The sequence below is a fragment of the Streptomyces sp. CC208A genome, assembly GCF_030010625.1.
Taxonomy (GTDB): domain Bacteria; phylum Actinomycetota; class Actinomycetes; order Streptomycetales; family Streptomycetaceae; genus Streptomyces.
The window spans coordinates 1-25,530 of the sequence record NZ_JASCXN010000056.1 but is presented as its reverse complement, the minus strand read 5'-3'; the positions used below and the strand labels follow the sequence as shown (position 1 = coordinate 25,530).

Below are 25,530 nucleotides of genomic sequence, written 5' to 3'. Positions count from 1 at the left end.
TACGCCCAGGGGCCGGGTCGCCACCCCCGCCGCATGGGCCCACCTCGGGCTCGTCCCGCCGCAGGCGGGGGGCCCGGGACAGACGGCGGCGTTCTGAGGTCCGAGAGGACCCGCACGCCCCGCGGACACACGCCGGCCCCGGCGGCGACCGCCACCGGGGCCGGGCCGTGCGACGGTGCTCAGGAGACCAGCGGCGAGCCGTGGGGCCCCCAGATCGACCAGCCCTTGCCGTCGTTGTCGACGTCGTAGTCGGCCTTGCCGTCCGCGCTCCAGCCCCCCGACCAGGCCGGAGGTGCTGGACGCGCTGCCGCAGAAGTGACCGGCGGTGGGACCGGAGTCCCAGCTGTTCTGGACGCTCTTGAGGTCACACGTCCAGGTGGCCTTGACGGCGTCGTTCCGTTCGAGCCGGACCTGCAGCTTGAAGCCGCCGGAGCGGTTGCCGCCGATGAACGACGCGTCCCCGCAGACCTTCGCGTACGCGGGGTGCCGGGTGCTGCTGACGCGCTCCACGCACAGCATGATGCGCATCCGGATGTCCGGCTTCCCGGGAAGCGCGATCGCCTTCTCGCCGGCCGGGTAGCACTGCGTCGTCGAGGCCGCGGCGGTCGGCACCGACGCCGTCGCGGTGGACGCGAAGGTGCCCGTGGTGACGGCGGTCGCCAGCAGCGCGCTGGACATCGGTTTCCAAGACTTCACCTGATCCTTTCGAGGACCCGGGTCTTCAGCCCCGGGCGGCGGCGCTTCCCGCTTGCGGGGGGGGATCGGATCCTCGACTTCGGCGCGGCGCAGTGGAGCCGTTCGCTGCAGTGCCGGCCGGAGCTGCGCGCGTCAAGGCACGAACCACGCGGCGGTGGGGACACGGTTGGCGCCGGGACCAGCCCGAAGAGACTTGTCCCGCCCCTGGGCGGGATGCGACGACTCCCGTACCTCGCGAGGGTGCGTGGAAGCGGGGCGCAGTCGATCGCCCCGGTACGGCACGGCCGTACCGGACGCAGGGGACCACGCGGCAGCCAGCCGCGCTCTCCTTGCAGTCCCGGCCCTCTCGACCGAGTCGACAGGCTCGGTCCTTCCGGGCCGAGAAGTCGACGGTTCTGCCACCCGCCAGGCCACCGGTACGAGCTCAGGGTGGACGGTGCGAAGGGGCCGGTCCTGCCGGCTCGGACGACCTCAGCCGCTCCATCGTGCTGCTCATCGAGGACCTGGCGGACCCGCGGCAGTCCATTCGGGTACCGGGCTCACGACGCGGAGCGGTGATTCCCTTCGAATCGGCCCGGATCACCCTGGCAGGCCCCGGACATCCGCCCCTCCCGACCGTTCTCGGCCCTGAACCGGCCGTGATATCCGATCCCGGGAAAGGCTGCCCCGCGGAAGCGGACGAAGGCGAGGCGTGCGACCTCCTCGATCCGGGGACCCGGTATTTCGCCGTGCTCCGGGCCTTGTGCGCATCGCAGCACGCCGGCCCCGGACACCCGGTGCCGACGTCGGAGGCCATCGCGCACCGACTCGCCGAGTGCGGCGTCCGGCTGAGCCCCCGGGCTGTGGGGACCACCACATCGACCACCTGGTGCAGTGGCTCCGTCTCGGTCCGGTGGCGGGCTCCGTCCAGCGGAGCCGGAAGAAGGAAGTGCTCGTCGGCGTCGCACTGCGGCAGGGGCTGTCGGATATCCCGGCTTGAAACGGGTGGAGTCGGTCTCCTCGGCGTAGGCCGGTCGGAGGACGGGCGTCGTTGGAGGAACTGACCTGCGATGCTGGACGTTGTTCCATCGATGCGGACTCGCCTAGACTCCGCCGATGCCGACCTTTCTGGGCCGGCACGCCCACCCCCGAAGATCAGGCCGCGGGATCTCCGCGTCCGTGCGAAGGAAACCCGTCCCGTGAGTATCGTGACCCTCCTCCCCTTCATCGTCCTCATCGGGGCCATGTTCCTGATGACCCGCTCTGCGAAGAAGAAGCAGCAGGCGGCCGCCCAGATGCGCGATGAGATGCAGCCCGGCACCGGTGTACGGACGATCGGCGGCATGTACGCGACCGTCAAGGAGGTCGGCGACGAGACCGTCCTCCTCGAGGTCGCTCCCGGCACGCACGCCGTCTACGCGAAGAACGCGATCGGCGCGGTCCTCGACGACGCCGAGTACAACCGCATCGTCCACGGCGACGAGCCGGACGCCGAGACGGTCGTCCCGGACGACGCCTCCTCGCTGACCGAGTCCGCCGAGGCGTCCGAGGACGTCAAGCCCGACCTGACGAAGAAGGTCGAGGCCGCCGAGGCCGACACCGCGGTCGAGAAGGACGGCAAGGCCGACGGGGAGACCGAGGCGAAGTAGTCGCGACCAGGGGTCGCGGGACGCCCACGGGCGTCCGCGACCCCTGGCACGGTTCCACGTCTGCGGGGGGCACAGGTGTCCCCACACATACTTCATCGCCGTCCCGCGCACACCCTGCGCGGGACGGTTGGACAGGGAGAAACGACAAGGTGGCAGCACCGAAGAAGGGCCGAGGGCCGGCGGCGGGGGGCCAGAGCAAGCCAGGGCGTGCTCTGGCGTGGATCCTGATCGCCATGGTGGTGCTCACGGGCGGCATGTTCTGGTCGGGGCACACCACCCCGCGCCTGGGCATCGACCTCGCGGGCGGTACGTCGATCACGCTCAAGGCGAAGGCCGAGCCGGGCCAGGAAGACGCCGTCAACGAGACCAACATGAACACCGCGGTCGGCATCATCGAGCGCCGTGTCAACGGTCTGGGCGTCAGCGAGGCCGAGGTCCAGACGCAGGGTCGCGAGAACATCATCGTCAACATCCCCCGCGGGACCGACGAGAAGCAGGCCCGTGAGCAGGTCGGCACGACCGCCCAGCTCTACTTCCGGCCCGTCCTGACCTACGCGCCCTCCGAGCAGCCGGTGCCGGACGCGAGCGGTTCCGCCTCGCCGAAGCCCTCGGCCTCCGGACCGGCCGCAGACGGTGACAAGAAGGACGAGAAGTCCGCCACCCCGTCGGCGAGCACCCCGTCGGCGAGCGCCTCCACCCAGGGCCGCGCGCTCTCCGAGGCCCTGAAGGCCCCGAGCCCGACGGCGACCCCGAGCGGCTCCGCCACCCCGAAGGGCTCCGAGACGCCCAAGGCCCCCGAGACCCCGAGCGCCGACCCGGCGACCTCGGCCCTGGAGCAGAAGTTCGCCGCCCTGAACTGCCTCGACCCCAAGCAGCGCTCCGCCGCCGGCCAGGGTGTCAAGCCCAACGAGCCGACCGTCGCCTGTGGCAAGAACGCCATCGGCCAGTGGGAGAAGTACCTCCTCGGCCCGGCCGAGGTGGACGGCAGGGACGTCGACGACGCCCAGGGCGTCTTCGACCAGACGCGCGCCATGTGGATCGTGAGCATGGAGTTCACGAGCGAGGGCGCGAAGAAGTTCGCGAAGATCACCGGCAAGCTGTCGCAGCAGCCGGAGCCGCAGAACCAGTTCGCGATCGTCCTCGACGGCGAGGTCGTGTCGGCCCCGTCGGTGCGTCAGACGCTGAGCGCCAACGCGGAGATCTCCGGCAGCTTCACCCAGCAGTCGGCCCAGGACCTCGGCAACATCCTGTCCTACGGCGCCCTGCCGCTCTCCTTCGTGACCCAGAGCGTCGACACCGTCACCCCCGCTCTCGGCAGCGAGCAGCTGGAGGCGGGTCTGATCGCCGGCGCCATCGGTCTCGCGCTGGTCGTGCTCTACCTGGTGGTGTACTACCGGGGCCTGTCGTTCATCGCGATCCTGAGCCTCGGGGTCTCCGCGGTCCTCACCTACGCGATCATGTCCCTGCTCGGCCCGGCCATCGGCTTCGCACTGAACCTGCCGGCCGTCTGCGGTGCCATCGTCGCCATCGGCATCACCGCGGACTCCTTCATCGTGTACTTCGAGCGCATCCGCGACGAGATCCGCGAGGGCCGCTCGCTGCGGCCGGCCGTCGAGCGTGCCTGGCCGCGTGCCCGCCGCACGATCCTGGTCTCCGACTTCGTGTCGTTCCTCGCCGCCGCCGTGCTCTTCCTCGTCACGGTCGGCAAGGTCAAGGGCTTCGCGTTCACGCTCGGCCTGACCACGCTGCTCGACGTCGTCGTGGTGTTCCTGTTCACCAAGCCGGTCATGACGCTGCTCGCACGTACCAAGTTCTTCGGCAACGGCCACAAGTGGTCCGGCCTCGACCCGAAGAGCCTCGGTGTCAAGCCGCCGCTGCGCAGCTCCCGCCGCACCCCGACCCCCGTCACGACCGAACCGAAGGAGGCGTGAGATGTCGAAGCTCGGCGACCTCGGCGCCCGACTGCACCGCGGTGAGGTCGGTTACGACTTCATCGGCAACCGCAAGCTCTGGTACGGCCTGTCCATCCTGATCACCATCACGGCCATCGTCGCCCTCGCGGTCCGCGGCCTGAACATGGGCATCGAGTTCCAGGGCGGCGCCGTCTTCACCACCCCGAAGACGGACGTCACGGTCTCGCAGGCCCAGGAGTACGTCGAGGAGGCGGCCGGCCACGAGTCGATCGTCCAGAAGCTCGGCAACGGCTCCCTGCGCATCCAGGTCGGCGGTCTCGACACCGAGAAGTCCGACCAGGTCCGCGCGGAGCTCGCCAAGGACCTGAAGGTCGAAGAGAGCAAGATCGCCGCGGAGCTGGTCGGTCCCAGCTGGGGCGAGCAGATCGCCAACAAGGCCTGGACGGGTCTGGCCGTCTTCATGGTCCTCGTGGTGCTCTACCTGGCCATCGCCTTCGAGTGGCGGATGGCGGTGGCGGCCTTCGTGGCCCTGGTCCACGACATCACCATCACCGTCGGCATCTACTCGCTCGTCGGCTTCGAGGTGACCGTCGGTACGGTCATCGGTCTGCTGACCATCCTCGGTTATTCGCTCTACGACACGGTGGTCGTCTTCGACTCCCTGAAGGAGAGCACCAAGGGCATCTCCAAGCAGACCCGCTGGACCTACAGCGACCTGGCCAACCGTTCGATCAACGGCACCCTGGTCCGTTCCATCAACACCACCGTCGTGGCGCTGCTGCCCGTCGCGGGCCTGCTCTTCATCGGTGGCGGCGTCCTGGGCGCCGGCATGCTGAACGACATCTCGCTGTCGCTCTTCGTCGGTCTGGCCGCCGGTGCCTACTCCTCGATCTTCATCGCCACCCCGCTCGTCGCCGACCTCAAGGAGCGCGAGCCGGCGATGAAGGCCCTGCGCAAGCGGGTCCTGGCCAAGCGCGCCTCCGCCGTCGCCCGCGGCGAGGACGGCCCGGACGAGGGCGTCGAGACGGCCGAGGCCGCCGTGGTCGGTCCGCGGGACCGCGCCGAGGAGCGCCGCGGATGACGGCCGAGGCCCAGGACGTGAGCAGCCTGCTGCTCAGCCGGATCCGTGACGTCCCCGACTACCCGAAGTCGGGCGTGCTGTTCAAGGACATCACCCCGCTGCTCGCGGACCCGGAGGCGTTCACGGCCCTCACCGACTCCCTCGCCGCCCTCTGCTCCGCGCAGGGCGCGACGAAGATCGTCGGCCTGGAGGCCCGCGGTTTCATCCTCGCCGCGCCGGTCGCCGTCCGCGCGGGCCTGGGCTTCATCCCGGTCCGCAAGGCCGGCAAGCTGCCCGGGGCCACGCTCCGGCAGGCGTACGAGCTGGAGTACGGCACCGCCGAGATCGAGGTGCACGCCGAGGACCTGGCCCCGGGCGACCGGGTCATGGTCATCGACGACGTCCTCGCCACCGGCGGCACCGCCGAGGCCTCCCTCGAACTGATCCGCCGCGCGGGCGCCGACGTGGCGGGCGTCGCGGTCCTCATGGAGCTTGGCTTCCTCCCGGGCCGCGCCCGTCTGGAGCCCGCCCTCCGGGGCGCTCCGCTCACCGCGCTCATCACCGTCTGAGACGGAGGTCGGGAAGGAGTCCATCGGACTCCGGCCATGACCTGCCGGACACGGCCCAGGGGCGTCCCGGGAATTCCCGGGACGCCCCTGGCGTTTGTCCCGGTATGCCCCGGCGGGGGCGAGGGAAGCGCGACAGAGCGGCCCCTCGGGCCCCGTCTCGGCCCCGGGCGTGTGAGCACGGGGCGTCATGGCTCGATACGATGGCCTTTCCGGGCCTGACCGGGGGACCCGGAACCTCCCCCAGACCCCGTCCGGGGGGACCCCAGAGGAGCGCTCTTTGCCAGACGAGGCCCAGCCACTCTCCGCCGCGCAGCCCGACCCGAAGGCCGACCAGGCCGCGCAGGGAACCGGCACGCCCCAGGACAAGCCCGCGGAGACCAGGCCGAAGCCTGCTGCGCCCGCTCCGGCACCGGCCCCCGCGCCCGCCCGCTCCGGCGGCTCCTCCAACCGGGTGCGCGCCCGCCTCGCCCGGCTCGGCGTGCAGCGCTCGTCGCCGTACAACCCGGTCCTCGAACCCCTGCTGCGGATCGTCCGCTCCAACGACCCCAAGATCGAAACGGCGACTTTGCGCCAGATCGAGCGGGCCTACCAGGTCGCGGAGCGCTGGCACCGAGGCCAGAAGCGCAAGAGCGGCGACCCGTACATCACCCACCCGCTCGCCGTCACCACCATCCTCGCCGAGCTCGGCATGGACCCGGCGACGCTGATGGCCGGCCTCCTCCACGACACCGTCGAGGACACCGAGTACGGCCTGGAGGACCTGCGCCGCGACTTCGGCGACCAGGTCACGCTCCTCGTCGACGGCGTCACCAAGCTCGACAAGGTCAGGTTCGGCGAGGCCGCCCAGGCCGAGACCGTCCGCAAGATGGTCGTCGCCATGGCCAAGGACCCCCGGGTCCTGGTCATCAAGCTCGCCGACCGCCTGCACAACATGCGCACCATGCGCTACCTCAAGCGGGAGAAGCAGGAGAAGAAGGCCCGCGAGACCCTGGAGATCTACGCCCCGCTGGCCCACCGGCTGGGCATGAACACCATCAAGTGGGAGCTGGAGGACCTCGCCTTCGCGATCCTCTACCCCAAGATGTACGACGAGATCGTCCGGCTCGTCGCCGAGCGCGCCCCCAAACGCGACGAGTACCTGGCCATAGTGACCGACGAGGTCCAGGCCGACCTGCGCGCCGCCCGCATCAAGGCCACCGTCACCGGCCGCCCCAAGCACTACTACAGCGTCTACCAGAAGATGATCGTCCGCGGCCGTGACTTCGCGGAGATCTACGACCTGGTCGGCATCCGCGTCCTCGTGGACACCGTCCGCGACTGCTACGCGGCCCTCGGCACCGTCCACGCGCGATGGAACCCGGTCCCCGGCCGGTTCAAGGACTACATCGCGATGCCGAAGTTCAACATGTACCAGTCGCTGCACACGACGGTCATCGGCCCCAACGGCAAGCCCGTCGAGCTGCAGATCCGCACCTTCGACATGCACCGCCGCGCCGAGTACGGCATCGCCGCCCACTGGAAGTACAAGCAGGAGGCCGTCGCCGGCGCCTCCAAGGTGCGCACCGACGTGCCGAAGAAGGCCGGCAAGGACGACCACCTCAACGACATGGCGTGGCTGCGCCAGCTCCTCGACTGGCAGAAGGAGACCGAGGACCCCGGCGAGTTCCTGGAGTCCCTCCGCTTCGACCTTTCGCGCAACGAGGTCTTCGTCTTCACGCCCAAGGGCGACGTCATCGCGCTGCCCGCGGGCGCCACCCCCGTCGACTTCTCCTACGCCGTCCACACCGAGGTCGGCCACCGCACCATAGGGGCGCGGGTGAACGGGCGGCTCGTGCCGCTCGAATCCACCCTCGACAACGGCGACCTGGTCGAGGTCTTCACCTCCAAGGCCCCCGGCGCCGGCCCCTCCCGCGACTGGCTGGGCTTCGTCAAGTCACCCCGCGCCCGCAACAAGATCCGCGCCTGGTTCTCCAAGGAGCGCCGGGACGAGGCCATCGAGCAGGGCAAGGACGCCATCGCGCGGGCCATGCGCAAGCAGAACCTGCCGATCCAGCGGATCCTCACCGGCGACTCCCTCGTCACCCTCGCCCACGAGATGCGCTACAACGACATCTCCTCGCTGTACGCGGCGATCGGCGAGGGCCACGTCACCGCCCAGTCCATCGTGCAGAAGCTGGTGCAGGCGCTCGGTGGCGAGGAGGCCGCCACCGAGGAGATCGACGAGGCCGCGCCGCCGACCCGGGGCCGCTCCAAGCGGCGCTCCAGCGCGGATCCGGGCGTGGTCGTCAAGGGCGTCGAGGACGTGTGGGTCAAGCTGGCCCGCTGCTGCACCCCGGTCCCCGGCGACCCGATCATCGGCTTCGTCACCCGGGGCAGCGGCGTCTCCGTCCACCGTAGTGACTGCGTCAACGTCGAGTCGCTCTCCCGGGAGCCGGAGCGGATCCTGGAGGTCGAGTGGGCCCCGACCCAGTCCTCGGTCTTCCTGGTCGCCATCCAGGTCGAAGCCCTTGACCGCTCCCGGCTCCTCTCCGACGTCACCCGGGTCCTCTCGGACCAGCACGTCAACATCCTCTCGGCGGCCGTCCAGACCTCCCGCGACCGGGTGGCCACCTCCCGCTTCACCTTCGAGATGGGCGACCCCAAGCACCTGGGGCACGTCCTCAAGGCGGTCCGGGGAGTGGAGGGAGTGTACGACGTCTACCGCGTGACCAGCGCGCGGCGCCCGTAGCCGTACGGTACGAGGAAGGGCCCCCGGCACGCGCCGGGGGCCCTTCTCATGTCCGTACGGTACGGCCTCAGCCGCCGAACTCCTCCAGGCCCTTCAGCGCCTGGTCGAGCAGGGCCTGACGGCCCTCCAGCTCCTTGGCGAGCTTGTCGGCCTTGGCGTCGTTGCCCGCGGCACGGGCCGCGTCGATCTGCCGGCGCAGCTTCTCGACGGCGTCCTGGAGCTGACCGGTCAGACCCGCGGCACGCGCGCGTGCCTCCGGGTTGGTCCGGCGCCACTCGGCCTCCTCGGCCTCCTGGATCGCCCGCTCCACCGCGTGCATCCGGCCCTCGACCTTCGGGCGGGCGTCGCGCGGCACGTGGCCGATGGCCTCCCAGCGCTCGTTGACGGCGCGGAAGGCGGCACGGGCGGCCTTCAGGTCCGTCACCGGGAGCAGCTTCTCGGCCTCGGCGGCGAGCTCCTCCTTCAGCCGGAGGTTCTCGGTCTGCTCCGCGTCCCGCTCGGCGAAGACCTCGGACCGGGCCGCGAAGAAGACGTCCTGGGCGCCGCGGAAGCGGTTCCACAGCTCGTCCTCGTGCTCGCGCTGCGCCCGGCCGGCGGCCTTCCAGTCGGCCATCAGCTCGCGGTAGCGGGCCGCGGTCGCACCCCAGTCGGTCGAGTTCTGCAGCGCCTCGGCCTCGGCGACCAGACGCTCCTTGGTCTTCCGGGCCTCCTCGCGCTGCGCGTCGAGCTGGGCGAAGTGGGCCTTGCGGCGCTTGGAGAAGGCCGAGCGGGCGTGCGAGAAGCGGTGCCACAGCTCGTCGTCGGACTTGCGGTCGAGCCGGGGCAGGCCCTTCCAGGTGTCCACGAGCGACCGCAGCCGCTCGCCGGCGGCCCGCCACTGCTCGCTCTGCGCCAGCTCCTCCGCCTCGACGACCAGCGCCTCCTTGGCGGAACGCGCCTCGTCGGCCTGCTTGGCCTTCTGCGCCTTGCGCTCCTCGCGGCGCGACTCCACCGTCTCCACGAGCTTGTCCAGACGGGCCGAGAGCGCGGCCAGGTCGCCGACGGCGTGGTGCTCGTCGACCTGGTGCCGGATGTGCTCGATCGCCGTCTGGGCGTCCTTCGCCGAGAGGTCGGTGGTCTTCACCCGCTTCTCGAGGAGGCCGATCTCGACAACCAGGCCCTCGTACTTGCGCTCGAAGTAGGCCAGCGCCTCCTCGGGGGTGCCCGCCTGCCAGGATCCGACGACCTTCTCACCCTCGGCCGTCCGCACGTACACGGTGCCCGTCTCGTCGACGCGGCCCCACGGGTCGCTGCTCACAGCGCCTCCTCACCATGATGCCCTCGTCGGGTGGTGACCCCCGGGCATCGTCCACAGTTCCTGGGCGGGCCTCGCCCGCCTTCCGCCGCGCGGCCGACGGATCGGACCGCGCTGCACAACGCCAATCTAGGCGAACGGCGGCCCGGCTGTCCGCACTCAGCGCGACCGAAATTCCACGGTCACGTGCGTGCGGACCTCCGGGCCGCCGCCCCGCCGGGCGCCCCGCCTCACTTCGCGGTGACGGTCGCCTTCGCGATGGTGACCGGCTTCTTGGGGGCGCCGTCGCCCTGGCCGCCCTCGACCCCGGCAGCCCCGACCTTCTGCACCGCCGCCAGACCCGCCGCGTCGATCGTGCCGAAGGGGGTGTACTGCGGCGGCAGCTTCGAGTCCTTGTAGACGAGGAAGAACTGCGAACCGCCGGTGCCCGGCTGCCCGGTGTTGGCCATCGCGACCGTGCCCGCCTTGTACGTGACCTTGCCGTCGGCACCGGGCTTGCCCAGGGCATCGAGGTTCTCGTCCGGGATGGTGTAGCCGGGGCCGCCCATGCCGGTGCCCTCGGGGTCGCCGCACTGGAGCACGAAGATCCCGGCGGTGGTGAGCCGGTGGCACTTCGTGCCGTCGAAGTACTTCTTGTCGGCGAGGTGCTTGAAGGAGTTCACCGTGCGCGGGGTCTTCGCCGCGTCCATGGAGATGGTGATGTCGCCCTCGTTGGTCTTCAGGGCCATGTCGTACGTGCCCTGGGCCTCGATGCTCATCGCCGGCTCGCCGGAGGGCGTCTCCTCGGCGCCCTTCGAGGTGTCCTTCGTGTCGTTGCCGAGCAGCTGCACGGAGCCGTACACCGCGCCGCCGGCGGCCAGCACCACCGCCAGCGAGGCCGCGATCACGATGTTGCGCCGCTTGGCCTTGCGCTGGGCCTCGGCCCGTCGCTGCTGCTGCCGCGCGTACTTGTCCCTGGCGAGCTGCCGCCGCCGCTGATCGCTGGTGACCACCGGGTCCGCTCCTTGTCGTTCGTCTGTTCCTGTCCTGGCCGGATGTGCCCGTACCGTATACGGGTTGGCTGTGGAATACGCACCGCCGGTAGGCTCTGATCTGCTGCATTCCGCGAGGCCGCAGCCCACTGCCGGACGACACAGAAGGACGATCGTGCTGATTGCCGGGTTCCCCGCCGGGGCCTGGGGCACCAACTGCTACGTGGTCGCCCCCGCCGCAGGCGAGGAGTGCGTCATCATCGACCCGGGCCACCAGGCCGCCCGGGGAGTCGAGGAGACGCTGAAGAAGCATCGGCTCAAGCCCGTCGCGGTGGTCCTCACCCATGGCCACATCGACCACGTCGCCTCCGTCGTCCCGGTCTGCGGCGCCCATGACGTACCCGCGTGGATCCACCCCGCCGACCGGTACATGATGAGCGACCCGGAGAAGGCCCTCGGCCGCTCCATCGGGATGCCCCTCATGGGCGAGCTGACCGTGGGCGAGCCGGACGACGTGCACGAGCTCACCGACGGCGCCGCGCTGAACCTCGCGGGCCTTGAGTTCTCCGTCGCGCACGCGCCCGGCCATACCAAGGGGTCGGTGACCTTCCGGACGCCGGAGACCTCGGAGGTCCCCTCCGTGTTCTTCTCCGGCGACCTGCTGTTCGCCGGCTCCATCGGACGCACCGACCTGCCCGGCGGTGACATGGCCGAGATGCTCGAATCGCTGACCCGCGTGGTCCTGCCGCTCGACAACTCGACCGTCGTCCTGTCCGGCCACGGTCCCCAGACGACCATCGGCCAGGAGCGCGCCACCAACCCGTATCTGCGGCAGGTGGCCTCCGGCCCCGGGAGCCCGGAGGCGGCTCCCCGACGAGGAATGTGACGAGACTTCCGTGAGCACCTTCAAGGCCCCCAAGGGCACGTACGACCTCATCCCGCCGTTCTCGGCGAAGTACCTCGCGGTCCGCGAGGCCATCTCCGGCCCGCTGCGCACGGCCGGCTACGGCTACGTCGAGACCCCCGGCTTCGAGGACGTGAACCTCTTCGCCCGTGGCGTCGGCGAGTCCACCGACATCGTGACCAAGGAGATGTACGCCTTCGAGACCAAGGGCGGCGACCGGCTCGCCCTGCGTCCCGAGGGCACCGCCTCCGTGCTCCGCGCCGCCCTGGAGGCCAACCTGCACAAGCAGGGCAACCTCCCCGTCAAGCTCTGGTACTCCGGCTCGTACTACCGCTACGAGCGCCCGCAGAAGGGCCGCTACAGGCACTTCTCGCAGGTCGGCGCCGAGGCGATCGGCGCCGAGGACCCGGCGCTGGACGCCGAGCTGATCATCCTGGCCGACCAGGCGTACCGCTCGCTGGGCCTCAGGAACTTCCGCATCCTGCTGAACTCGCTCGGCGACAAGGAGTGCCGCCCCGTCTACCGCGAGGCCCTGCAGACCTTCCTGCGCGGCCTCGACCTCGACGAGGAGACCCTGCGCCGCGCCGAGATCAACCCGCTGCGGGTCCTCGACGACAAGCGCGCCGACGTGCAGAAGCAGCTCGTCGACGCGCCACTGCTCCGCGACTACCTGTGCGACGCCTGCAAGGCGTACCACGAGCAGGTCCGCGAGTTGATCACCGCCGCCGGCGTGGTCTTCGAGGACGACCCGAAGCTGGTCCGCGGCCTCGACTACTACACCCGGACCACCTTCGAGTTCGTCCACGACGGCCTCGGCTCCCAGTCCGCGGTCGGCGGCGGCGGCCGCTACGACGGCCTCTCCGAGATGATCGGCGGCCCCGCGCTGCCGTCCGTCGGCTGGGCCCTCGGCGTCGACCGGACCGTCCTCGCCCTGGAGACGGAGGGCGTCGAGCTGGACATCCCGGCGGCCACCAGCGTGTTCGCCGTGGCGATCGGCGAGGAGGCCCGCCGGATCCTCTTCGGCAAGGTCACCGAGCTGCGCCGGGCCGGTGTCGCCGCGGACTTCGCCTTCGGCGGCAAGGGCCTCAAGGGCGCGATGAAGGACGCCAACCGTTCCGGCGCCCGCCTCGCCCTGGTCGCGGGCGAGCGGGACCTCGCCGAGGGCGTGGTCCAGCTGAAGGACATGGAGTCCGGAGAGCAGAGCGCCGTACCGGTCGACGGGCTGGTCGAGGCGGTTCGGGCCCGGCTCGCGTGAGCGGACGGTGACGCCGCGCGGCTCACCGCCCGGCGTCACCCCCCCCGCGGCGGCGGGGAGCGCGGTACCGCCACCGAGCCCCCGGGGTCGAAGGCCAGGGCGTGAGGCAGAATGCATCGCATGACGAAGGCCGACACGGAGACGACGGGCACGATCGGCGCGAGCAGGGTGTTCGCCTGGCTCCTGGTGATCACCGGGGCGGCCGGACTGCTCGCCGCCTGGATCATCACCATCGACAAGTTCAAGCTCCTGGAGGACCCGAACTTCGTCCCCGGGTGCAGCCTCAACCCCGTCGTGTCCTGCGGCAACATCATGCAGAGCGAGCAGGCCTCGGTCTTCGGCTTCCCCAACCCCATGCTCGGCCTGGTCGCCTACAGCATGGTGATCGCCATCGGCGTGGGCCTCCTCGCCGGCGCCCGCTACCGCCGCTGGTACTGGCTCGGCCTCAACGCCGGCACCCTCTTCGGTGTCGGCTTCTGCGCCTGGCTCACGCAGCAGTCCCTGTACGAGATCAACGCGCTCTGCCTGTGGTGCTGCCTCGCCTGGGTCGCCACCATCGTCATGTTCTGGTACGTGACCTCGCACAACGTCCGCCACGGAGTCGTCCCCGCGCCGGCCGGCCTGAAGACCTTCTTCACCGAGTTCACCTGGGTCCTGCCCGTCCTGCACATCGGGATCATCGGGATGCTGATCCTGACCCGCTGGTGGGACTTCTGGACGAGCTGACCGCTCCCGGCGGGCTTGTCGGTGGCGTGACCTAGGCTTCATGGACGTGGAGCCCGACCTCTTTACCGCAGCCGCCGAAGACCGCCAGGAGAAGGACCCGGCCGCCAGCCCGCTGGCGGTCCGGATGCGCCCCCGCACCCTCGACGAGGTGGTGGGCCAGCGGCACCTGCTCAAGCCCGGCTCGCCGCTGAGGCGGCTCGTGGGCGAGGGGAGCGGCGGCCCCGCCGGCGCCTCCTCGGTGATCCTCTGGGGTCCTCCCGGCATCGGCAAGACCACCCTCGCGTACGTGGTCTCCAAGGCCACCGACAAGCGCTTCGTCGAGCTCTCCGCGATCACCGCCGGCGTCAAGGAGGTCAGGGCCGTCATCGACGGCGCCCGGCGCGCCTCCGGCGGCTACGGCAAGGAGACCGTCCTCTTCCTCGACGAGATCCACCGCTTCTCCAAGGCCCAGCAGGACTCCCTGCTGCCCGCCGTCGAGAACCGCTGGGTCACCCTCGTCGCCGCCACCACCGAGAACCCCTACTTCTCGGTGATCTCCCCGCTCCTCTCCCGCTCCCTCCTCCTCACCCTCGAACCGCTCACCGACGAGGACCTGAGCGGCCTCATGGACCGCGCGGTGACCGAGGAGCGTGGGCTCGGCGGCGGCGTCGAACTCCGCGACGACGCCCGCGCCCACCTGCTGCGGATCGCCGGCGGCGACGCCCGGCGCGCCCTGACCGCCCTGGAAGCCGCCGCCGGCGGCGCCCTCGCCAAGGGCGAGCGGGAGATCACCCTCCAGACCGTCGAGGAGGCCGTCGACCGGGCCGCCGTGACGTACGACCGGGACGGCGACCAGCACTACGACGTCGCCAGCGCCCTCATCAAGTCCATCCGCGGCTCCGACGTGGACGCGGCCCTGCACTACCTGGCCCGCATGATCGAGGCGGGGGAGGACCCCCGCTTCATCGCCCGCCGCCTGATGATCTCCGCCAGTGAGGACATCGGCCTCGCCGACCCCCAGGCGCTGCCCCTCGCCGTCGCCGCCGCCCAGGCCGTCGCCATGATCGGCTTCCCCGAGGCCGCCCTCACCCTCAGCCACGCCACCATCGCCCTCGCCCTGGCCCCCAAGTCCAACGCGGCGACCACCGCGATCTCCGCCGCCCGCCAGGACGTGCGCGACGGCCACGCGGGCCCCGTCCCGGCCCACCTGCGCGACGGCCACTACAAGGGCGCCGCCAAGCTCGGCCACGCCCAGGGGTACGTCTACCCCCACGACGTGCCCGGAGCGATCGCCGCCCAGCAGTACGCCCCCGACGCCCTCCACGGCAAGCGGTACTACGAGCCCACCCGCTACGGCGCCGAGGCCCGCTACGCGGACGTGGTCGAGAAGGTCCGCGAGCGCCTGAGGGGCGACGGCGGCTGACGGACCCCCGGCACGGGCACCCCGGGCGGCGGCGCTCCGCGGAGCCGGTACACTGGTCGGGATCGCTGCGTCCCGTGTCCGGCCCCGCCGGCACCACCAGAGCGGGACAGCCAGCAGGAGACCCGGCCCCCGGGCAGGATCTCCAGGAGCGTCGCGCACCTTCGAAGGTGTCGCGTGCCACCCACCACCCCCCGGATCTCCGGGACCGGCGGTGGGTCGTTCGCGTGCTGCACGTATGTGCCCAGACCGGGAAGCGGCTGCCCACCGGGTCCTCCGGGACCAGGCGGGTTTTCCCGGCTGCGGATTGCGACCTCCCCTAACCCTGGTGAAGCCGTATTCGTTCAGATGAGAGAGGTTGGTTCATGGCGAACCAGGCCCGCCCCAAGGTCAAGAAGTCGCGTGCCCTCGGCATCGCGCTGACGCCGAAGGCCGTCAAGTACTTCGAGGCCCGCCCCTACCCGCCGGGCGAGCACGGCCGCGGCCGCAAGCAGAACTCGGACTACAAGGTCCGTCTGCTCGAGAAGCAGCGTCTGCGTGCCCAGTACGACATCAGCGAGCGCCAGATGGCGCGCGCCTACGACCGCGCCAAGAAGGCCGAGGGCAAGACGGGCGAGGCGCTGGTCGTCGAGCTCGAGCGCCGTCTCGACGCCCTGGTCCTGCGTTCGGGCATCGCCCGCACCATCTACCAGGCCCGCCAGATGGTCGTCCACGGCCACATCCAGGTCAACGGTGGCAAGGTCGACAAGCCGTCCTTCCGCGTCCGTCCCGACGACGTCGTGATGGTCCGCGAGAAGTCGCGCAACAAGACCCTGTTCCAGGTCGCCCGCGAGGGTGGCTTCGCCCCCGACGGCGAGACCCCGCGCTACCTCCAGGTCAACCTGAAGGCCCTGGCCTTCCGCCTGGACCGCGAGCCGAACCGCAAGGAGATCCCGGTCATCTGCGACGAGCAGCTGGTCGTCGAGTACTACGCCCGCTGACCCCAGCAGGCAGCCGTACTCACCCCCGCGGTGTTCAGCCCGCCGCTTCCCCGCCCTTTCCGGTGGGGGAGCCGGCGGGCTTCCGCGTTCCCGGCACCACCGGCGGCCGCGAGGAGCGGAACGGCCGCGGCGCCCCGTCCCCCGTAGGACCGCTCGCACCCGAGCGCTCGGCCAGCGCCCGCTCCACCGTCTCGTCGAGCGACAGGCCCTGCCCGAGCCGGAACGCCTCCTCGTACCTCTCGGCCCCCAGTGCCTCCACCGCCCGCCCCGCGCACAGCACCCGCGGCCCGTCGAAGGAGGCCGATCCGAAGCGCTGGAGCCCCACCGCGTCCCACATCGGCAGCGCCGCCCCCTGGAGCACCGCCGCCTCCACCGCGTCGCCCTCGCCGACCGCCACCAGGGCCAGCAGCTCCACCGCGAGCACCACCCCCACCAGGTCGCGGAAGAGGTGGTTGATCGTCAGGCACTCCACCAGGAGCTCCCGCGCCTCCGGCAGCGCGTCCCGCGTCCAGGCCGCGTGCGCGAGGACGTAGAGCGCGTACGCCCGGGTCCAGCGCTCGCCGCGCTCCTCGCAGATCTCCCTGACCTCCCGGCAGATCGCCGTCGCGCTCTCGAGATCGCCCCCGAACGCCCGTGCCATCGCCAGCTCCACCTGGCCCATCAGCACGTTGCTGTTCAGCTCGCCCAGCTCCCCGTACGCGTCCAGCGCCTTCCCCAGCAGCTCCTCGGCGCGCGGGAAGTCGTCCGAGAGCAGCGCCAGACAGCCCATCCGGTGCGTCGCGTACGCCTCCGCCAGCCGGTTCCGCGAGACCCGCGCCCGCTCCCGGCAGGCGTGCAGCGCCGCGACGGCCGCCGTCCTGTCGCCCTGCAGGATCGTCACGTAACCGAGCACCCACAGCGCCTTGAGCCGCGCCTCCTCGTGCTCCGACTCCAGCGCCAGCGCCCGGTCCAGCCAGTGCCGCCCCTCTGAGAGACGCCCGCACCCCACCCACGCGAACCACAGCGTCCCCGCCAGGTGCTGGGCCAGGTGCGCGTCCTCCGGCAGCTCCAGGCAGAGGTCGAGCGCCGCCCGCAGGTTCGGCAGCGCCGCGTCCGTCCGCGCCGCCACCTCCGCCTGCCGGGGGCTGAACCACTCCAGCTCGCACCAGGTCGCCAGGCCCATGTACCAGTCCCGGTGCCGCCGCCGCATCCGCTCGGTGTCCCCGAGCGCCGCCAGCCACTCCGCCCCGTACGCCGCCACCGTGTCGAGCATCCGGTAGCCCGGTCCCGCCGGCGTGTCCTCGCGGATCACCAGCGACTGCGCGAGCAGACCGCCCAGCAGATCGAGGATCCCCTCCTGCGGCAGGCCGGTGCCGCCGCACACGTACTCCACTGCCTCCAGGTCGAAGGGGCCCGCGAAGACCGACAGGCGCGCCCACAGCAGCCGCTCCTCGGGGGTGCACAGCTCGTGGCTCCAGCCGATCGCGGTGCGCAGCGTCTGGTGGCGGGGGAGGACCCCCCGTCCGTCGCCGCCGAGGAGGCGGAAGCGGTCGTCGAGGCGGGCGAGGAGCTGCTCCACCGACAGCAGTGGCAGCCGTCCCGCGGCCAGTTCGAGCGCGAGCGGGATCCCGTCGAGCCGCCTGCACAGCTCCCGTACCGGCCCGTCGTCCGGGAGGGCGGGCGCACCGGCCCCGGCCGCCCGCTCGGCGAGCAGCGCGAGCGCGTCCGGCTCGTCCATCGGCGCCAGCGTCAGCACCGCCTCGCCGGGGATCCGCAGCGGCCTGCGGCCGGCGGCCAGCACGGTCAGTCCAGGGGCCGCCGCGAGCAGGTCGCGGACGAGCGGGGCGCAGGCCTCCACCAGGTGCTCGAAGCCGTCGAGCACGAGCAGCAGCCGGCGCTCGGAGAGGTGCTCCACCAGGACCTCGCGCGGCGGGCGGAGCGTGTGGTCGGTCAGACCGAGCGCCTCCATGAGGGCGTGTTCGACGAGCTCGGGGTCGCGCAGCGGTGCCAGCTCGGCGAGCCGCACCTCCCCGCCGGAGCGTTTCTGCACCGTGGCGGCGGCCTTCAGGGCGAGCCGGGTCTTGCCGACCCCGCCCACGCCGAGGACCGTGACGAGACGTGACTCGGCCAGGAGCGCGGCCAGTCGGGCCCGCTCGGCGGCCCGTCCCACGAACCGGTTGAGCTCCGCCGGGAGGTTGCTGCGTCGCATGGGACACGGAGCGTACTCATCCGCGCGCACTCCGTACAATCCGATCGCGCAACTCCCGTCCCACGGGCGGTAATGCGGTACGGCGCCGCAGCCCGGGCGCGATAGGGTCGGAGGACGACTTTTCGCAGGACCCGAACGACAGCGACGACAGCAATGACGACAGCAGAGAGCGGTGCTCAGTGACCGGTGGAGAGGTTGCCGGGATCCTGGTGGCCGTGTTCTGGGCGATCCTCGTCTCCTTCCTCGCCGTGGTGCTGGTGAGGCTGGCGCAGACGCTCAGGGCGACCACCAGACTCGTGGCGGACGTGACCGAACAGGCCGTCCCCCTGCTCGCCGACGCGTCGGCGACGGTCCGCTCGGCGCAGACCCAGCTCGACCGGGTCGACGCCATCGCCTCCGACGTCCAGGAGGTCACCGCCAACGCCTCCGCGCTCTCGACGACCGTCGCCTCCACCTTCGGCGGCCCGCTCGTCAAGGTCGCCGCGTTCGGCTACGGGGTCCGACGGGCGCTCGGCCGCGACCGGTCCCGCGAGGAGGTGCCGCCCGCCACCGGGCGACGTACTGTGATCGTCGGCCGTACCGTGCCCCGCGCACGGCGCCGGAAGCAGAAGGGCTGAGCCGCGATGTTCCGCCGCACGTTCTGGTTCACGGCCGGCGCAGCAGCCGGCGTCTGGGCCACCACCAAGGTCAACCGCAAGATCCAGCAGCTGACCCCCGAGAGCCTCGCGGCACAGGCCGCGAACAAGGCGATCGAGGCAGGCCACCGGCTCAAGGACTTCGCCCTCGACGTGAGGGCGGGCATGGTCCAGCGGGAGGCCGAGCTGGGCGAGGCGCTCGGCCTCGACGCACCGCCTCCCGCGGACCGGGAGCTCCCGGGGCCCCGCCGCAGGGCCGCCCTCGGCCCCACCCCGCACAAGACCACGACCACGTTTTCGTCGCGCACGATCTCGTACAACCGGAATGAGGACCACTGATGGAGTCGGCTGAAATCCGCCGCCGCTGGCTGAGCTTCTTCGAGGAGCGCGGGCACACCGTCGTCCCTTCGGCGTCGCTCATCGCGGACGACCCGACTCTGCTGCTCGTCCCCGCCGGCATGGTGCCCTTCAAGCCCTACTTCCTGGGCGAGGTCAAGCCGCCCTTCACGCGCGCCTCCAGCGTGCAGAAGTGCGTGCGCACGCCCGACATCGAAGAGGTCGGCAAGACCACCCGCCACGGCACGTTCTTCCAGATGTGCGGCAACTTCTCCTTCGGCGACTACTTCAAGGAAGGCGCCATCAAGCTCGCCTGGGAGCTGCTGACCACCCCGGTCGAGCATGGCGGCTACGGCCTGGAGCCGGAGAAGCTCTGGATCACCGTGTACCAGGACGATGATGAAGCCGAGGCCATCTGGCGCGATGTCGTCGGTGTGCCCGCCGAGCGCATCCAGCGCCTGGGCAAGGCCGACAACTTCTGGTCCATGGGCGTCCCCGGCCCCTGCGGCCCCTGCTCCGAGATCAACTACGACCGCGGCCCCGAGTTCGGCGTCGAGGGCGGCCCGGCCGTCAACGACGAGCGGTACGTGGAGATCTGGAACCTCGTCTTCATGCAGTACGAGCGCGGCGAGGGCTCCGGCAAGGACGACTTCCCGATCCTCGGCGACCTGCCCGCCAAGAACATCGACACGGGCCTCGGCCTGGAGCGCCTGGCGATGATCCTCCAGGGCGTCCAGAACATGTACGAGACGGACACCCTCAAGGTCGTCATCGACAAGGCCACCGAGCTCACCGGCGTCGCCTACGGCAAGGCCCACGACAGCGACGTCTCGCTGCGCGTGGTCGCCGACCACATGCGTACCTCGGTCATGCTCATCGGCGACGGCGTCACCCCGGGCAACGAGGGCCGCGGCTACGTGCTCCGCCGCATCATGCGCCGCGCCGTCCGCAACATGCGCCTGCTCGGCGCCACAGGACCGGTCGTGCAGCAGCTCGTCGACACCGTGATCGACACGATGGGCGAGCAGTACCCGGAGCTGATCACCGACCGCAAGCGGATCGAGACCGTCGCCCTCGCCGAGGAGGCCGCGTTCCTCAAGGCCCTCAAGGGCGGTACCAACATCCTCGACACCGCCGTCACCGAGACCAAGGCCGCCGGCGGCACGGTCCTCGCCGGCGAGAAGGCGTTCCTGCTCCACGACACCTGGGGCTTCCCGATCGACCTCACCCTGGAGATGGCCGCCGAGCAGGGCCTCACGGTGGACGAGGACGGCTTCCGCCGCCTGATGAAGGAGCAGCGGGAGCGCGCCAAGGCCGACGCCAAGGCCAAGAAGACCGGCCACGCCGACGTCTCCGCCTACCGCGAGATCGCCGACACCTCCGGCGCCACCCGGTTCACCGGCTACACCAACACCGAGGGCGAGTCCACGGTCGTCGGCCTCCTGGTGAACGGCGTCCCCTCGCCGGCCGCCTCCGAGGGCGACGAGGTCGAGGTCGTCCTCGACCGCACCCCGTTCTACGCCGAGGGCGGCGGCCAGCTCGCCGACCAGGGCCGCATCAAGCTGCACTCCGGTGCCGTGATCGAGGTCCGCGACGTGCAGCAGCCGGTCCCCGGCGTCTCGGTGCACAAGGGTGCCGTGCAGGTCGGCGAGGTGACCGTGGGCTCCACCGCCTACGCCACCATCGACGTCCGCCGCCGCCGGGCCATCGCCCGCGCCCACTCGGCCACCCACCTCACCCACCAGGCGCTGCGCGACGCCCTCGGCCCGACGGCCGCCCAGGCCGGTTCCGAGAACTCGCCCGGCCGCTTCCGCTTCGACTTCGGCTCGCCGAACGCCGTCCCCGGCACGGTCCTCACCGACGTCGAGCAGAAGATCAACGAGGTGCTCGCCCGCGAGCTCGACGTGCACGCCGAGGTCATGCCGATCGACGAGGCCAAGCGCCAGGGCGCCATCGCCGAGTTCGGCGAGAAGTACGGCGAGCAGGTCCGCGTCGTCACCATCGGCGACTTCTCCAAGGAGCTGTGCGGCGGCACGCACGTCCACAACACCGCCCAGCTGGGTCTGGTGAAGCTGCTCGGCGAGTCCTCCATCGGCTCCGGCGTGCGCCGCATCGAGGCCCTCGTCGGCGTCGACGCGTACAACTTCCTCGCCCGCGAGCACACGGTCGTCGCCCAGCTCCAGGAGCTGGTCAAGGGCCGCTCGGAGGAGCTGCCGGAGAAGATCGCCGCCATGCTCGGCAAGCTGAAGGACGCCGAGAAGGAGATCGAGAAGTTCCGCGCGGAGAAGGTCCTCCAGGCCGCCGCAGGACTGGTCGACTCGGCCAAGGACATCCGCGGTCTCGCCCTGGTCACCGGCCAGGTCCCGGACGGCACCGGAGCCGACGACCTGCGCAAGCTCGTCCTCGACGTGCGCGGCCGCATCCCCTCGGACCGCCCGGCCGTCGTGGCCCTCTTCACCACGGCCAACGGCAAGCCGCTCACGGTCATCGCCACCAATGAGGCCGCCCGCGAGCGCGGCCTCAAGGCCGGCGAGCTGGTCCGCACCGCCGCCAAGACCCTCGGTGGCGGTGGCGGCGGCAAGCCGGACGTCGCCCAGGGCGGCGGTCAGAACCCGGAGGCCGTCGGCGAGGCCATCGCCGCCGTCGAGCGCATGGTCGTGGAGACCGCGTGACCATGCGCCGAGGACGACGGATCGCCGTCGACGTCGGGGACGCCCGGATCGGGGTCGCCTCGTGCGACCCCGACGGGGTCCTCGCCACGCCGGTGGAGACCGTGCCGGGACGCGACGTCCCGGCCGCCCACCGGCGGCTCCGCCAGATCGTCGAGGAGTACGAGCCGATCGAGGTCGTCGTGGGTCTGCCCCGCTCGCTCAGCGGGCGGGAGGGCCCGGCCGCGACCAAGGTCCGCGCCTTCGCGAGGGAGATGGCGAAGGGCATCGCCCCGGTGCCGGTCCGGCTGGTCGACGAGCGGATGACCACGGTGACCGCGACGCAGGGGCTGCGGGCCTCCGGGGTGAAGTCCAAGAAGGGCCGGTCCGTCATCGACCAGGCCGCCGCTGTGATCATCCTTCAGAACGCTCTTGAGTCCGAACGGGTGTCAGGTAATCCGCCCGGCGAGGGCGTCGAAGCGATCATCTGATCGCGATACGGTAACGTTCCGCGCATTGCGGCGGTGTTCGAACAACTGCCGCACTACGTAGAGGCGGATCGTCCGGAAGCCTCGCGGCTGTTTGGGGATCGATGACTGAGTATGGCCGGGGCCCCGGCTCCGAACCGTGGCACCCCACGGACCCGCTCTACGGGGACCAGGGTTGGGAAGGCCAGCAGCAGTACCAGCAGCAGCCGCAGCAGGGCGGCCAGCCCTACCAGGACCCGTACGCCCAGCAGGGCTACGGGACCGACCCGTACCAGCAGCAGGCGGCGTACCCGCAGCAGCAGTATCCGCAGCAGGGGTACGCCGACCCGCAGGCGCAGGCGCAGGCGCAGGCGTACGGCGATCCGGCGCAGGCGTACGGTCAGACCGGCTGGAACCAGGGGTACGACACGCCCGGGCAGCCCGGGCAGACGTACGACGGCAGCTACGACGGCAACTGGGAGACCGGCCAGGCCGCCATGGCCTACAACGCGCCGCCCGCCGACCCGTACGGCGGCCAGCAGCCCGACCTCTACGGCACCCCCGAGGCCTACCCGCCGCCCCAGCCGCCAGGCCGCCGGCAGCAGCCGCCGGAGCCGGTCATCGACTGGGAGCCGGAGCCCGAACCGGAACCGGAGCCCGTCCGGGAGGACGCGGAGGAGGCGCACCCCTTCTTCACCGGCGACGACGAGGACGGCCACGAGGACGACGCCCCGCCCTCCCGCCGTGGCCGGGGCGGCCGCGGCGACGACGCCCCGCCCTCCCGCCGTGGCCGGGGCGGCCGCGGCGACGACCGCGAGCGCCGCGGCAAGGAGAAGAAACGCAAGGGCAAGAACGGCGTCGCCTGCCTCGTCGTCGCCGCGGTCCTCATCGGCGGCGTCGGCGGCGTCGGCTACTTCGGCTACCAGTTCTGGCAGGGCCAGTTCGGCGCGGCGCCCGACTACGCGGGCACGGGCAGCGGCGAGGTCCAGGTCGAGATCCCGAAGGGCGCGTACGGCACCGAGATCGGCAACATCCTGAAGAAGGCCGGCGTCGTGAAGAGCGTCGACGCCTTCGTCTCGGCCCAGCAGAAGAACGAGAAGGGCAACTCGATCCAGGCCGGCGCGTACACGCTGCGCAAGGAGATGTCGGCGGAGAGCGCGGTCGCGCTGATGCTGGACCCGGCGAGCCAGGCCAACCTCATCATCCCCGAAGGCAAGCGCAACGCCTGGGTGTACGAGCAGATCGACACGCGCCTCGGCCTTGAGCCCGGCACCACGAAGAAGATCGCCTTCGAGCGGGCCGACTCCCTGGGTCTGCCCGACTGGGCCAAGGGCCACGACAAGCTCAAGGATCCGCTGGAAGGATTCCTCTTCCCGGCGAGCTACCCGGTCGCGAAGGGCGGCAAGCCGGAGGACGCCCTCAAGAAGATGGTCAGTCGCGCCACCCAGGAGTACACGAAGCTGGACCTGGAGGGGAAGGCGAAGGCGCACGGCCTGGAGAACGCCTGGGAACTCGTGACCGTCGCGAGCCTGGTGCAGGCGGAGGGCAAGACGCACGACGACTTCCGCAAGATGGCGGAGGTCATCTACAACCGTCTCCAGCCGGACAACACCGAGACGAACCGGAAGCTCCAGTTCGACTCGGCCCTGAACTATCTGAAGGGCCAGTCCGAGATCAAGATCTCGTCGAAGGAGGCGAACAGCAACCAGGATCCGTACAACACGTACACCCAGGTCGGTCTCCCGCCCGGTCCGATCAGCAACCCCGGCAACGAGGCGCTGGCCGCCATGCTCGATCCGACGAAGGACGGCTGGATGTACTTCGTCGCGACCGACGGCATGCACAAGACCGAGTTCGCGAAGACCTACGCCGAATTCGAGAAGCTGAGGGACAAGTTCAATGCCAACACGGGCCAGTGAGGGCCGCCGCGCCGCCGTCCTCGGTTCGCCGATCGCCCACTCCCTCTCCCCGGTCCTGCACCGGGCCGCGTACGCGGAGCTGGGCCTGGACGACTGGTCCTACGAGCGCTTCGAGATCGACGAGGCGGCCCTGCCGGGCTTCATGGCGGGGCTCGACGCCTCGTGGGCCGGTCTGTCACTGACCATGCCGCTCAAGCGGGCGGTCATCCCGCTGCTCGACGAGATCACTGGGACGGCGGCCTCCGTGGAGGCGGTCAACACGGTGGTCCTCCGCGAGGACGGCCGCCGGGTCGGCGACAACACCGACATCCCCGGCATGATCGCCGCCCTGCGCGAGCGGGGCGTCGAGAAGGTGGAGTCCGCCGCGATCCTCGGCGCGGGCGCCACCGCCTCCTCGGCCCTCGCCGCCCTGGCCCGCGTGTGCGCGGGCCCGGTCACCGCGTACGTACGCAGCGAGGCGCGGGCCGCGGAGATGCGCGGCTGGGGCGACCGGCTCGCCGTGGACGTCCGCACCGCGGCCTGGGACGACGCTGCGGAGGCGTTCGCGGCCCCGCTGGTGATCGCGACGACCCCGGCGGGCACCACGGACGCCCTGGCGGCCGCCGTTCCCGACCGCCCCGGCGTCCTCTTCGACGTCCTCTACGACCCCTGGCCCACCACGCTCGCCGCCGCCTGGTCCGAACGCGGCGGTAAGATCATCGGCGGCCTGGACCTCCTGGTCCACCAGGCGGTGCTCCAGGTCGAGCAGATGACCGGCGCCCCGAAGGCCCCGCTGGCCGCCATGCGCGCCGCCGGCGAGGCCGCGCTCGCCGCGCGCTGACCCCGCGCGGCCGCGCGGGGGCGCGCGCAGGGCCGACCGAGGGGGAAAACGGGGATGGACGGGGACGTGACGCTCGCGTCGAAGGCGGACTTCGTCTTCGACGTGGTGCGTTTTCTGTACGTGGGCTTCTTCAGCTCGCTGCCCGCCTGGGCACGCTTCACGGTGCTCGGGCTCTTCGCCCTGACCGTCGTGTGCGGCTTCGTCACCTGGCTGCGGAAACGGTCCGCCGCCGCGCCGCCGGAGCCTCCTGCCGTCCACGAGGACGGGACGCGCGTCCGATAGCTGGACCGGAGGCCGGGCCCGGACCCCGGACGTGGGAGGATCAGGGGTGGCGGGCCAGGGCCGCGCACCCGGCCGCGCCGTCGCAGTGCCCAGGCGCGAGCATGAGGAGCAT

At 71.4% G+C, this 25,530-nt stretch carries 20 protein-coding genes and 1 pseudogene; 17 read left to right on the top strand and 4 right to left on the bottom strand.

Annotated features, from left to right (window positions below):
- Positions 1–678, bottom strand: a pseudogene (locus tag QK442_RS34550) (hypothetical protein); the annotation flags it as partial.
- A 1,196-nt stretch (positions 679–1,874) separates the two neighbouring features.
- Here QK442_RS34550 and yajC point away from each other — a divergent pair.
- The 5 genes from yajC (at position 1,875) to QK442_RS34525 (ending at position 8,594) form a co-directional block, all read left to right on the top strand.
- On the top strand, positions 1,875–2,324 hold the full coding sequence (gene yajC / locus QK442_RS34545) for a preprotein translocase subunit YajC (protein WP_282698081.1): 450 nt from the start codon (positions 1,875–1,877) through the stop codon (positions 2,322–2,324).
- A 149-nt stretch (positions 2,325–2,473) separates the two neighbouring features.
- Positions 2,474–4,255 carry a protein translocase subunit SecD gene (gene secD / locus QK442_RS34540; RefSeq protein ID WP_282698080.1) on the top strand — a complete coding sequence of 594 codons (1,782 nt, stop codon included), beginning with the start codon at positions 2,474–2,476 and terminating at the stop codon, positions 4,253–4,255.
- 1 nt (position 4,256) lies between these two features.
- Positions 4,257–5,318: a protein translocase subunit SecF gene (gene secF / locus QK442_RS34535; protein WP_282698079.1), complete on the top strand. Its 1,062-nt coding sequence runs from the start codon at positions 4,257–4,259 to the stop codon at positions 5,316–5,318.
- Positions 5,315–5,866, top strand: a complete 552-nt coding sequence (locus QK442_RS34530) for an adenine phosphoribosyltransferase (RefSeq protein ID WP_282698078.1) — start codon at positions 5,315–5,317, stop codon at positions 5,864–5,866. Before secF ends, QK442_RS34530 begins: the two co-directional genes overlap by 4 nt.
- A 277-nt stretch (positions 5,867–6,143) precedes the next feature.
- A complete protein-coding gene (locus tag QK442_RS34525; RefSeq protein ID WP_282698077.1) occupies positions 6,144–8,594 on the top strand; it encodes a bifunctional (p)ppGpp synthetase/guanosine-3',5'-bis(diphosphate) 3'-pyrophosphohydrolase in 2,451 nt (816 codons plus the stop codon).
- Positions 8,595–8,661: 67 nt separating this feature from the next.
- On the opposite strand, the gene QK442_RS34520 is transcribed toward QK442_RS34525, so the two are convergent.
- Both QK442_RS34520 and QK442_RS34515 read right to left on the bottom strand, forming a co-directional pair.
- Positions 8,662–9,891, bottom strand: a complete 1,230-nt coding sequence (locus QK442_RS34520) for a DUF349 domain-containing protein (protein ID WP_282698076.1) — start codon at positions 9,889–9,891, stop codon at positions 8,662–8,664.
- Positions 9,892–10,118: 227 nt separating this feature from the next.
- Positions 10,119–10,880: a peptidylprolyl isomerase gene (locus QK442_RS34515; RefSeq protein WP_282698075.1), complete on the bottom strand. Its 762-nt coding sequence runs from the start codon at positions 10,878–10,880 to the stop codon at positions 10,119–10,121.
- 154 nt (positions 10,881–11,034) lie between these two features.
- On the opposite strand from QK442_RS34515, the gene QK442_RS34510 reads away from it, so the two are divergent.
- From QK442_RS34510 to rpsD, 5 genes are all read left to right on the top strand, one after another.
- Positions 11,035–11,745: an MBL fold metallo-hydrolase gene (locus QK442_RS34510; protein WP_282698074.1), complete on the top strand. Its 711-nt coding sequence runs from the start codon at positions 11,035–11,037 to the stop codon at positions 11,743–11,745.
- A gap of 10 nt (positions 11,746–11,755) precedes the next feature.
- Positions 11,756–13,018: a histidine--tRNA ligase gene (hisS, locus tag QK442_RS34505; protein WP_282698073.1), complete on the top strand. Its 1,263-nt coding sequence runs from the start codon at positions 11,756–11,758 to the stop codon at positions 13,016–13,018.
- 120 nt (positions 13,019–13,138) lie between these two features.
- Positions 13,139–13,744, top strand: coding sequence for a vitamin K epoxide reductase family protein (locus tag QK442_RS34500; RefSeq protein WP_282698072.1), 606 nt, complete (start codon positions 13,139–13,141; stop codon positions 13,742–13,744).
- A 46-nt stretch (positions 13,745–13,790) separates the two neighbouring features.
- On the top strand, positions 13,791–15,146 hold the full coding sequence (locus tag QK442_RS34495; protein WP_282698083.1) for a replication-associated recombination protein A: 1,356 nt from the start codon (positions 13,791–13,793) through the stop codon (positions 15,144–15,146).
- A 362-nt stretch (positions 15,147–15,508) separates the two neighbouring features.
- Positions 15,509–16,123 (top strand): 30S ribosomal protein S4, encoded by a 615-nt coding sequence (gene rpsD, locus QK442_RS34490; protein ID WP_282698071.1) that lies wholly within the window; start codon positions 15,509–15,511, stop codon positions 16,121–16,123.
- A 34-nt stretch (positions 16,124–16,157) separates the two neighbouring features.
- Here the strand turns inward: rpsD and QK442_RS34485 are convergent, their stop codons facing one another.
- Positions 16,158–18,311 carry a regulator gene (locus QK442_RS34485; protein ID WP_282698070.1) on the bottom strand — a complete coding sequence of 718 codons (2,154 nt, stop codon included), beginning with the start codon at positions 18,309–18,311 and terminating at the stop codon, positions 16,158–16,160.
- A gap of 179 nt (positions 18,312–18,490) precedes the next feature.
- Here QK442_RS34485 and QK442_RS34480 point away from each other — a divergent pair, with 179 nt between their 5' ends.
- From QK442_RS34480 to QK442_RS34450, 7 genes are all read left to right on the top strand, one after another.
- A complete protein-coding gene (locus QK442_RS34480; RefSeq protein WP_282698069.1) occupies positions 18,491–18,928 on the top strand; it encodes a DUF948 domain-containing protein in 438 nt (145 codons plus the stop codon).
- A gap of 6 nt (positions 18,929–18,934) precedes the next feature.
- Positions 18,935–19,285 carry a DUF6167 family protein gene (locus tag QK442_RS34475; protein WP_282698068.1) on the top strand — a complete coding sequence of 117 codons (351 nt, stop codon included), beginning with the start codon at positions 18,935–18,937 and terminating at the stop codon, positions 19,283–19,285.
- Positions 19,285–21,954, top strand: a complete 2,670-nt coding sequence (gene alaS, locus QK442_RS34470) for an alanine--tRNA ligase (protein WP_282698067.1) — start codon at positions 19,285–19,287, stop codon at positions 21,952–21,954. The genes QK442_RS34475 and alaS overlap by 1 nt, the downstream gene beginning before the upstream one ends.
- A 2-nt stretch (positions 21,955–21,956) precedes the next feature.
- Positions 21,957–22,421: a Holliday junction resolvase RuvX gene (ruvX, locus tag QK442_RS34465; protein ID WP_282698082.1), complete on the top strand. Its 465-nt coding sequence runs from the start codon at positions 21,957–21,959 to the stop codon at positions 22,419–22,421.
- 101 nt (positions 22,422–22,522) lie between these two features.
- Positions 22,523–24,316 (top strand): endolytic transglycosylase MltG, encoded by a 1,794-nt coding sequence (mltG, locus tag QK442_RS34460; RefSeq protein ID WP_282698066.1) that lies wholly within the window; start codon positions 22,523–22,525, stop codon positions 24,314–24,316.
- The gene (locus QK442_RS34455) at positions 24,297–25,136 is read left to right on the top strand and encodes a shikimate dehydrogenase (protein WP_282698065.1); all 840 of its coding nucleotides are present in this window, start codon (positions 24,297–24,299) and stop codon (positions 25,134–25,136) included. The genes mltG and QK442_RS34455 overlap by 20 nt, the downstream gene beginning before the upstream one ends.
- A 54-nt stretch (positions 25,137–25,190) precedes the next feature.
- Entirely contained in the window at positions 25,191–25,418 is a 228-nt protein-coding gene (locus tag QK442_RS34450; protein ID WP_282698064.1) for a hypothetical protein, read from the top strand.
- The last annotated feature ends 112 nt before the right edge of the window (positions 25,419–25,530 follow it).

Bases quoted from the DNA above. Each gene is read 5' to 3' on its own strand.
- secF (WP_282698079.1), top strand. From the start codon at position 4,257: ATGTCGAAGCTCGGCGACCTCGGCGCCCGACTGCACCGCGGTGAGGTC.
- QK442_RS34530 (WP_282698078.1), top strand. From the start codon at position 5,315: ATGACGGCCGAGGCCCAGGACGTGAGCAGCCTGCTGCTCAGCCGGATC.
- QK442_RS34500 (WP_282698072.1), top strand. From the start codon at position 13,139: ATGACGAAGGCCGACACGGAGACGACGGGCACGATCGGCGCGAGCAGG.
- rpsD (WP_282698071.1), top strand. From the start codon at position 15,509: ATGGCGAACCAGGCCCGCCCCAAGGTCAAGAAGTCGCGTGCCCTCGGC.
- QK442_RS34485 (WP_282698070.1), bottom strand. From the start codon at position 18,311: ATGCGACGCAGCAACCTCCCGGCGGAGCTCAACCGGTTCGTGGGACGG.
- QK442_RS34475 (WP_282698068.1), top strand. From the start codon at position 18,935: ATGTTCCGCCGCACGTTCTGGTTCACGGCCGGCGCAGCAGCCGGCGTC.
- alaS (WP_282698067.1), top strand. From the start codon at position 19,285: ATGGAGTCGGCTGAAATCCGCCGCCGCTGGCTGAGCTTCTTCGAGGAG.
- ruvX (WP_282698082.1), top strand. From the start codon at position 21,957: ATGCGCCGAGGACGACGGATCGCCGTCGACGTCGGGGACGCCCGGATC.
- mltG (WP_282698066.1), top strand. From the start codon at position 22,523: ATGACTGAGTATGGCCGGGGCCCCGGCTCCGAACCGTGGCACCCCACG.
- QK442_RS34455 (WP_282698065.1), top strand. From the start codon at position 24,297: ATGCCAACACGGGCCAGTGAGGGCCGCCGCGCCGCCGTCCTCGGTTCG.
- QK442_RS34450 (WP_282698064.1), top strand. From the start codon at position 25,191: ATGGACGGGGACGTGACGCTCGCGTCGAAGGCGGACTTCGTCTTCGAC.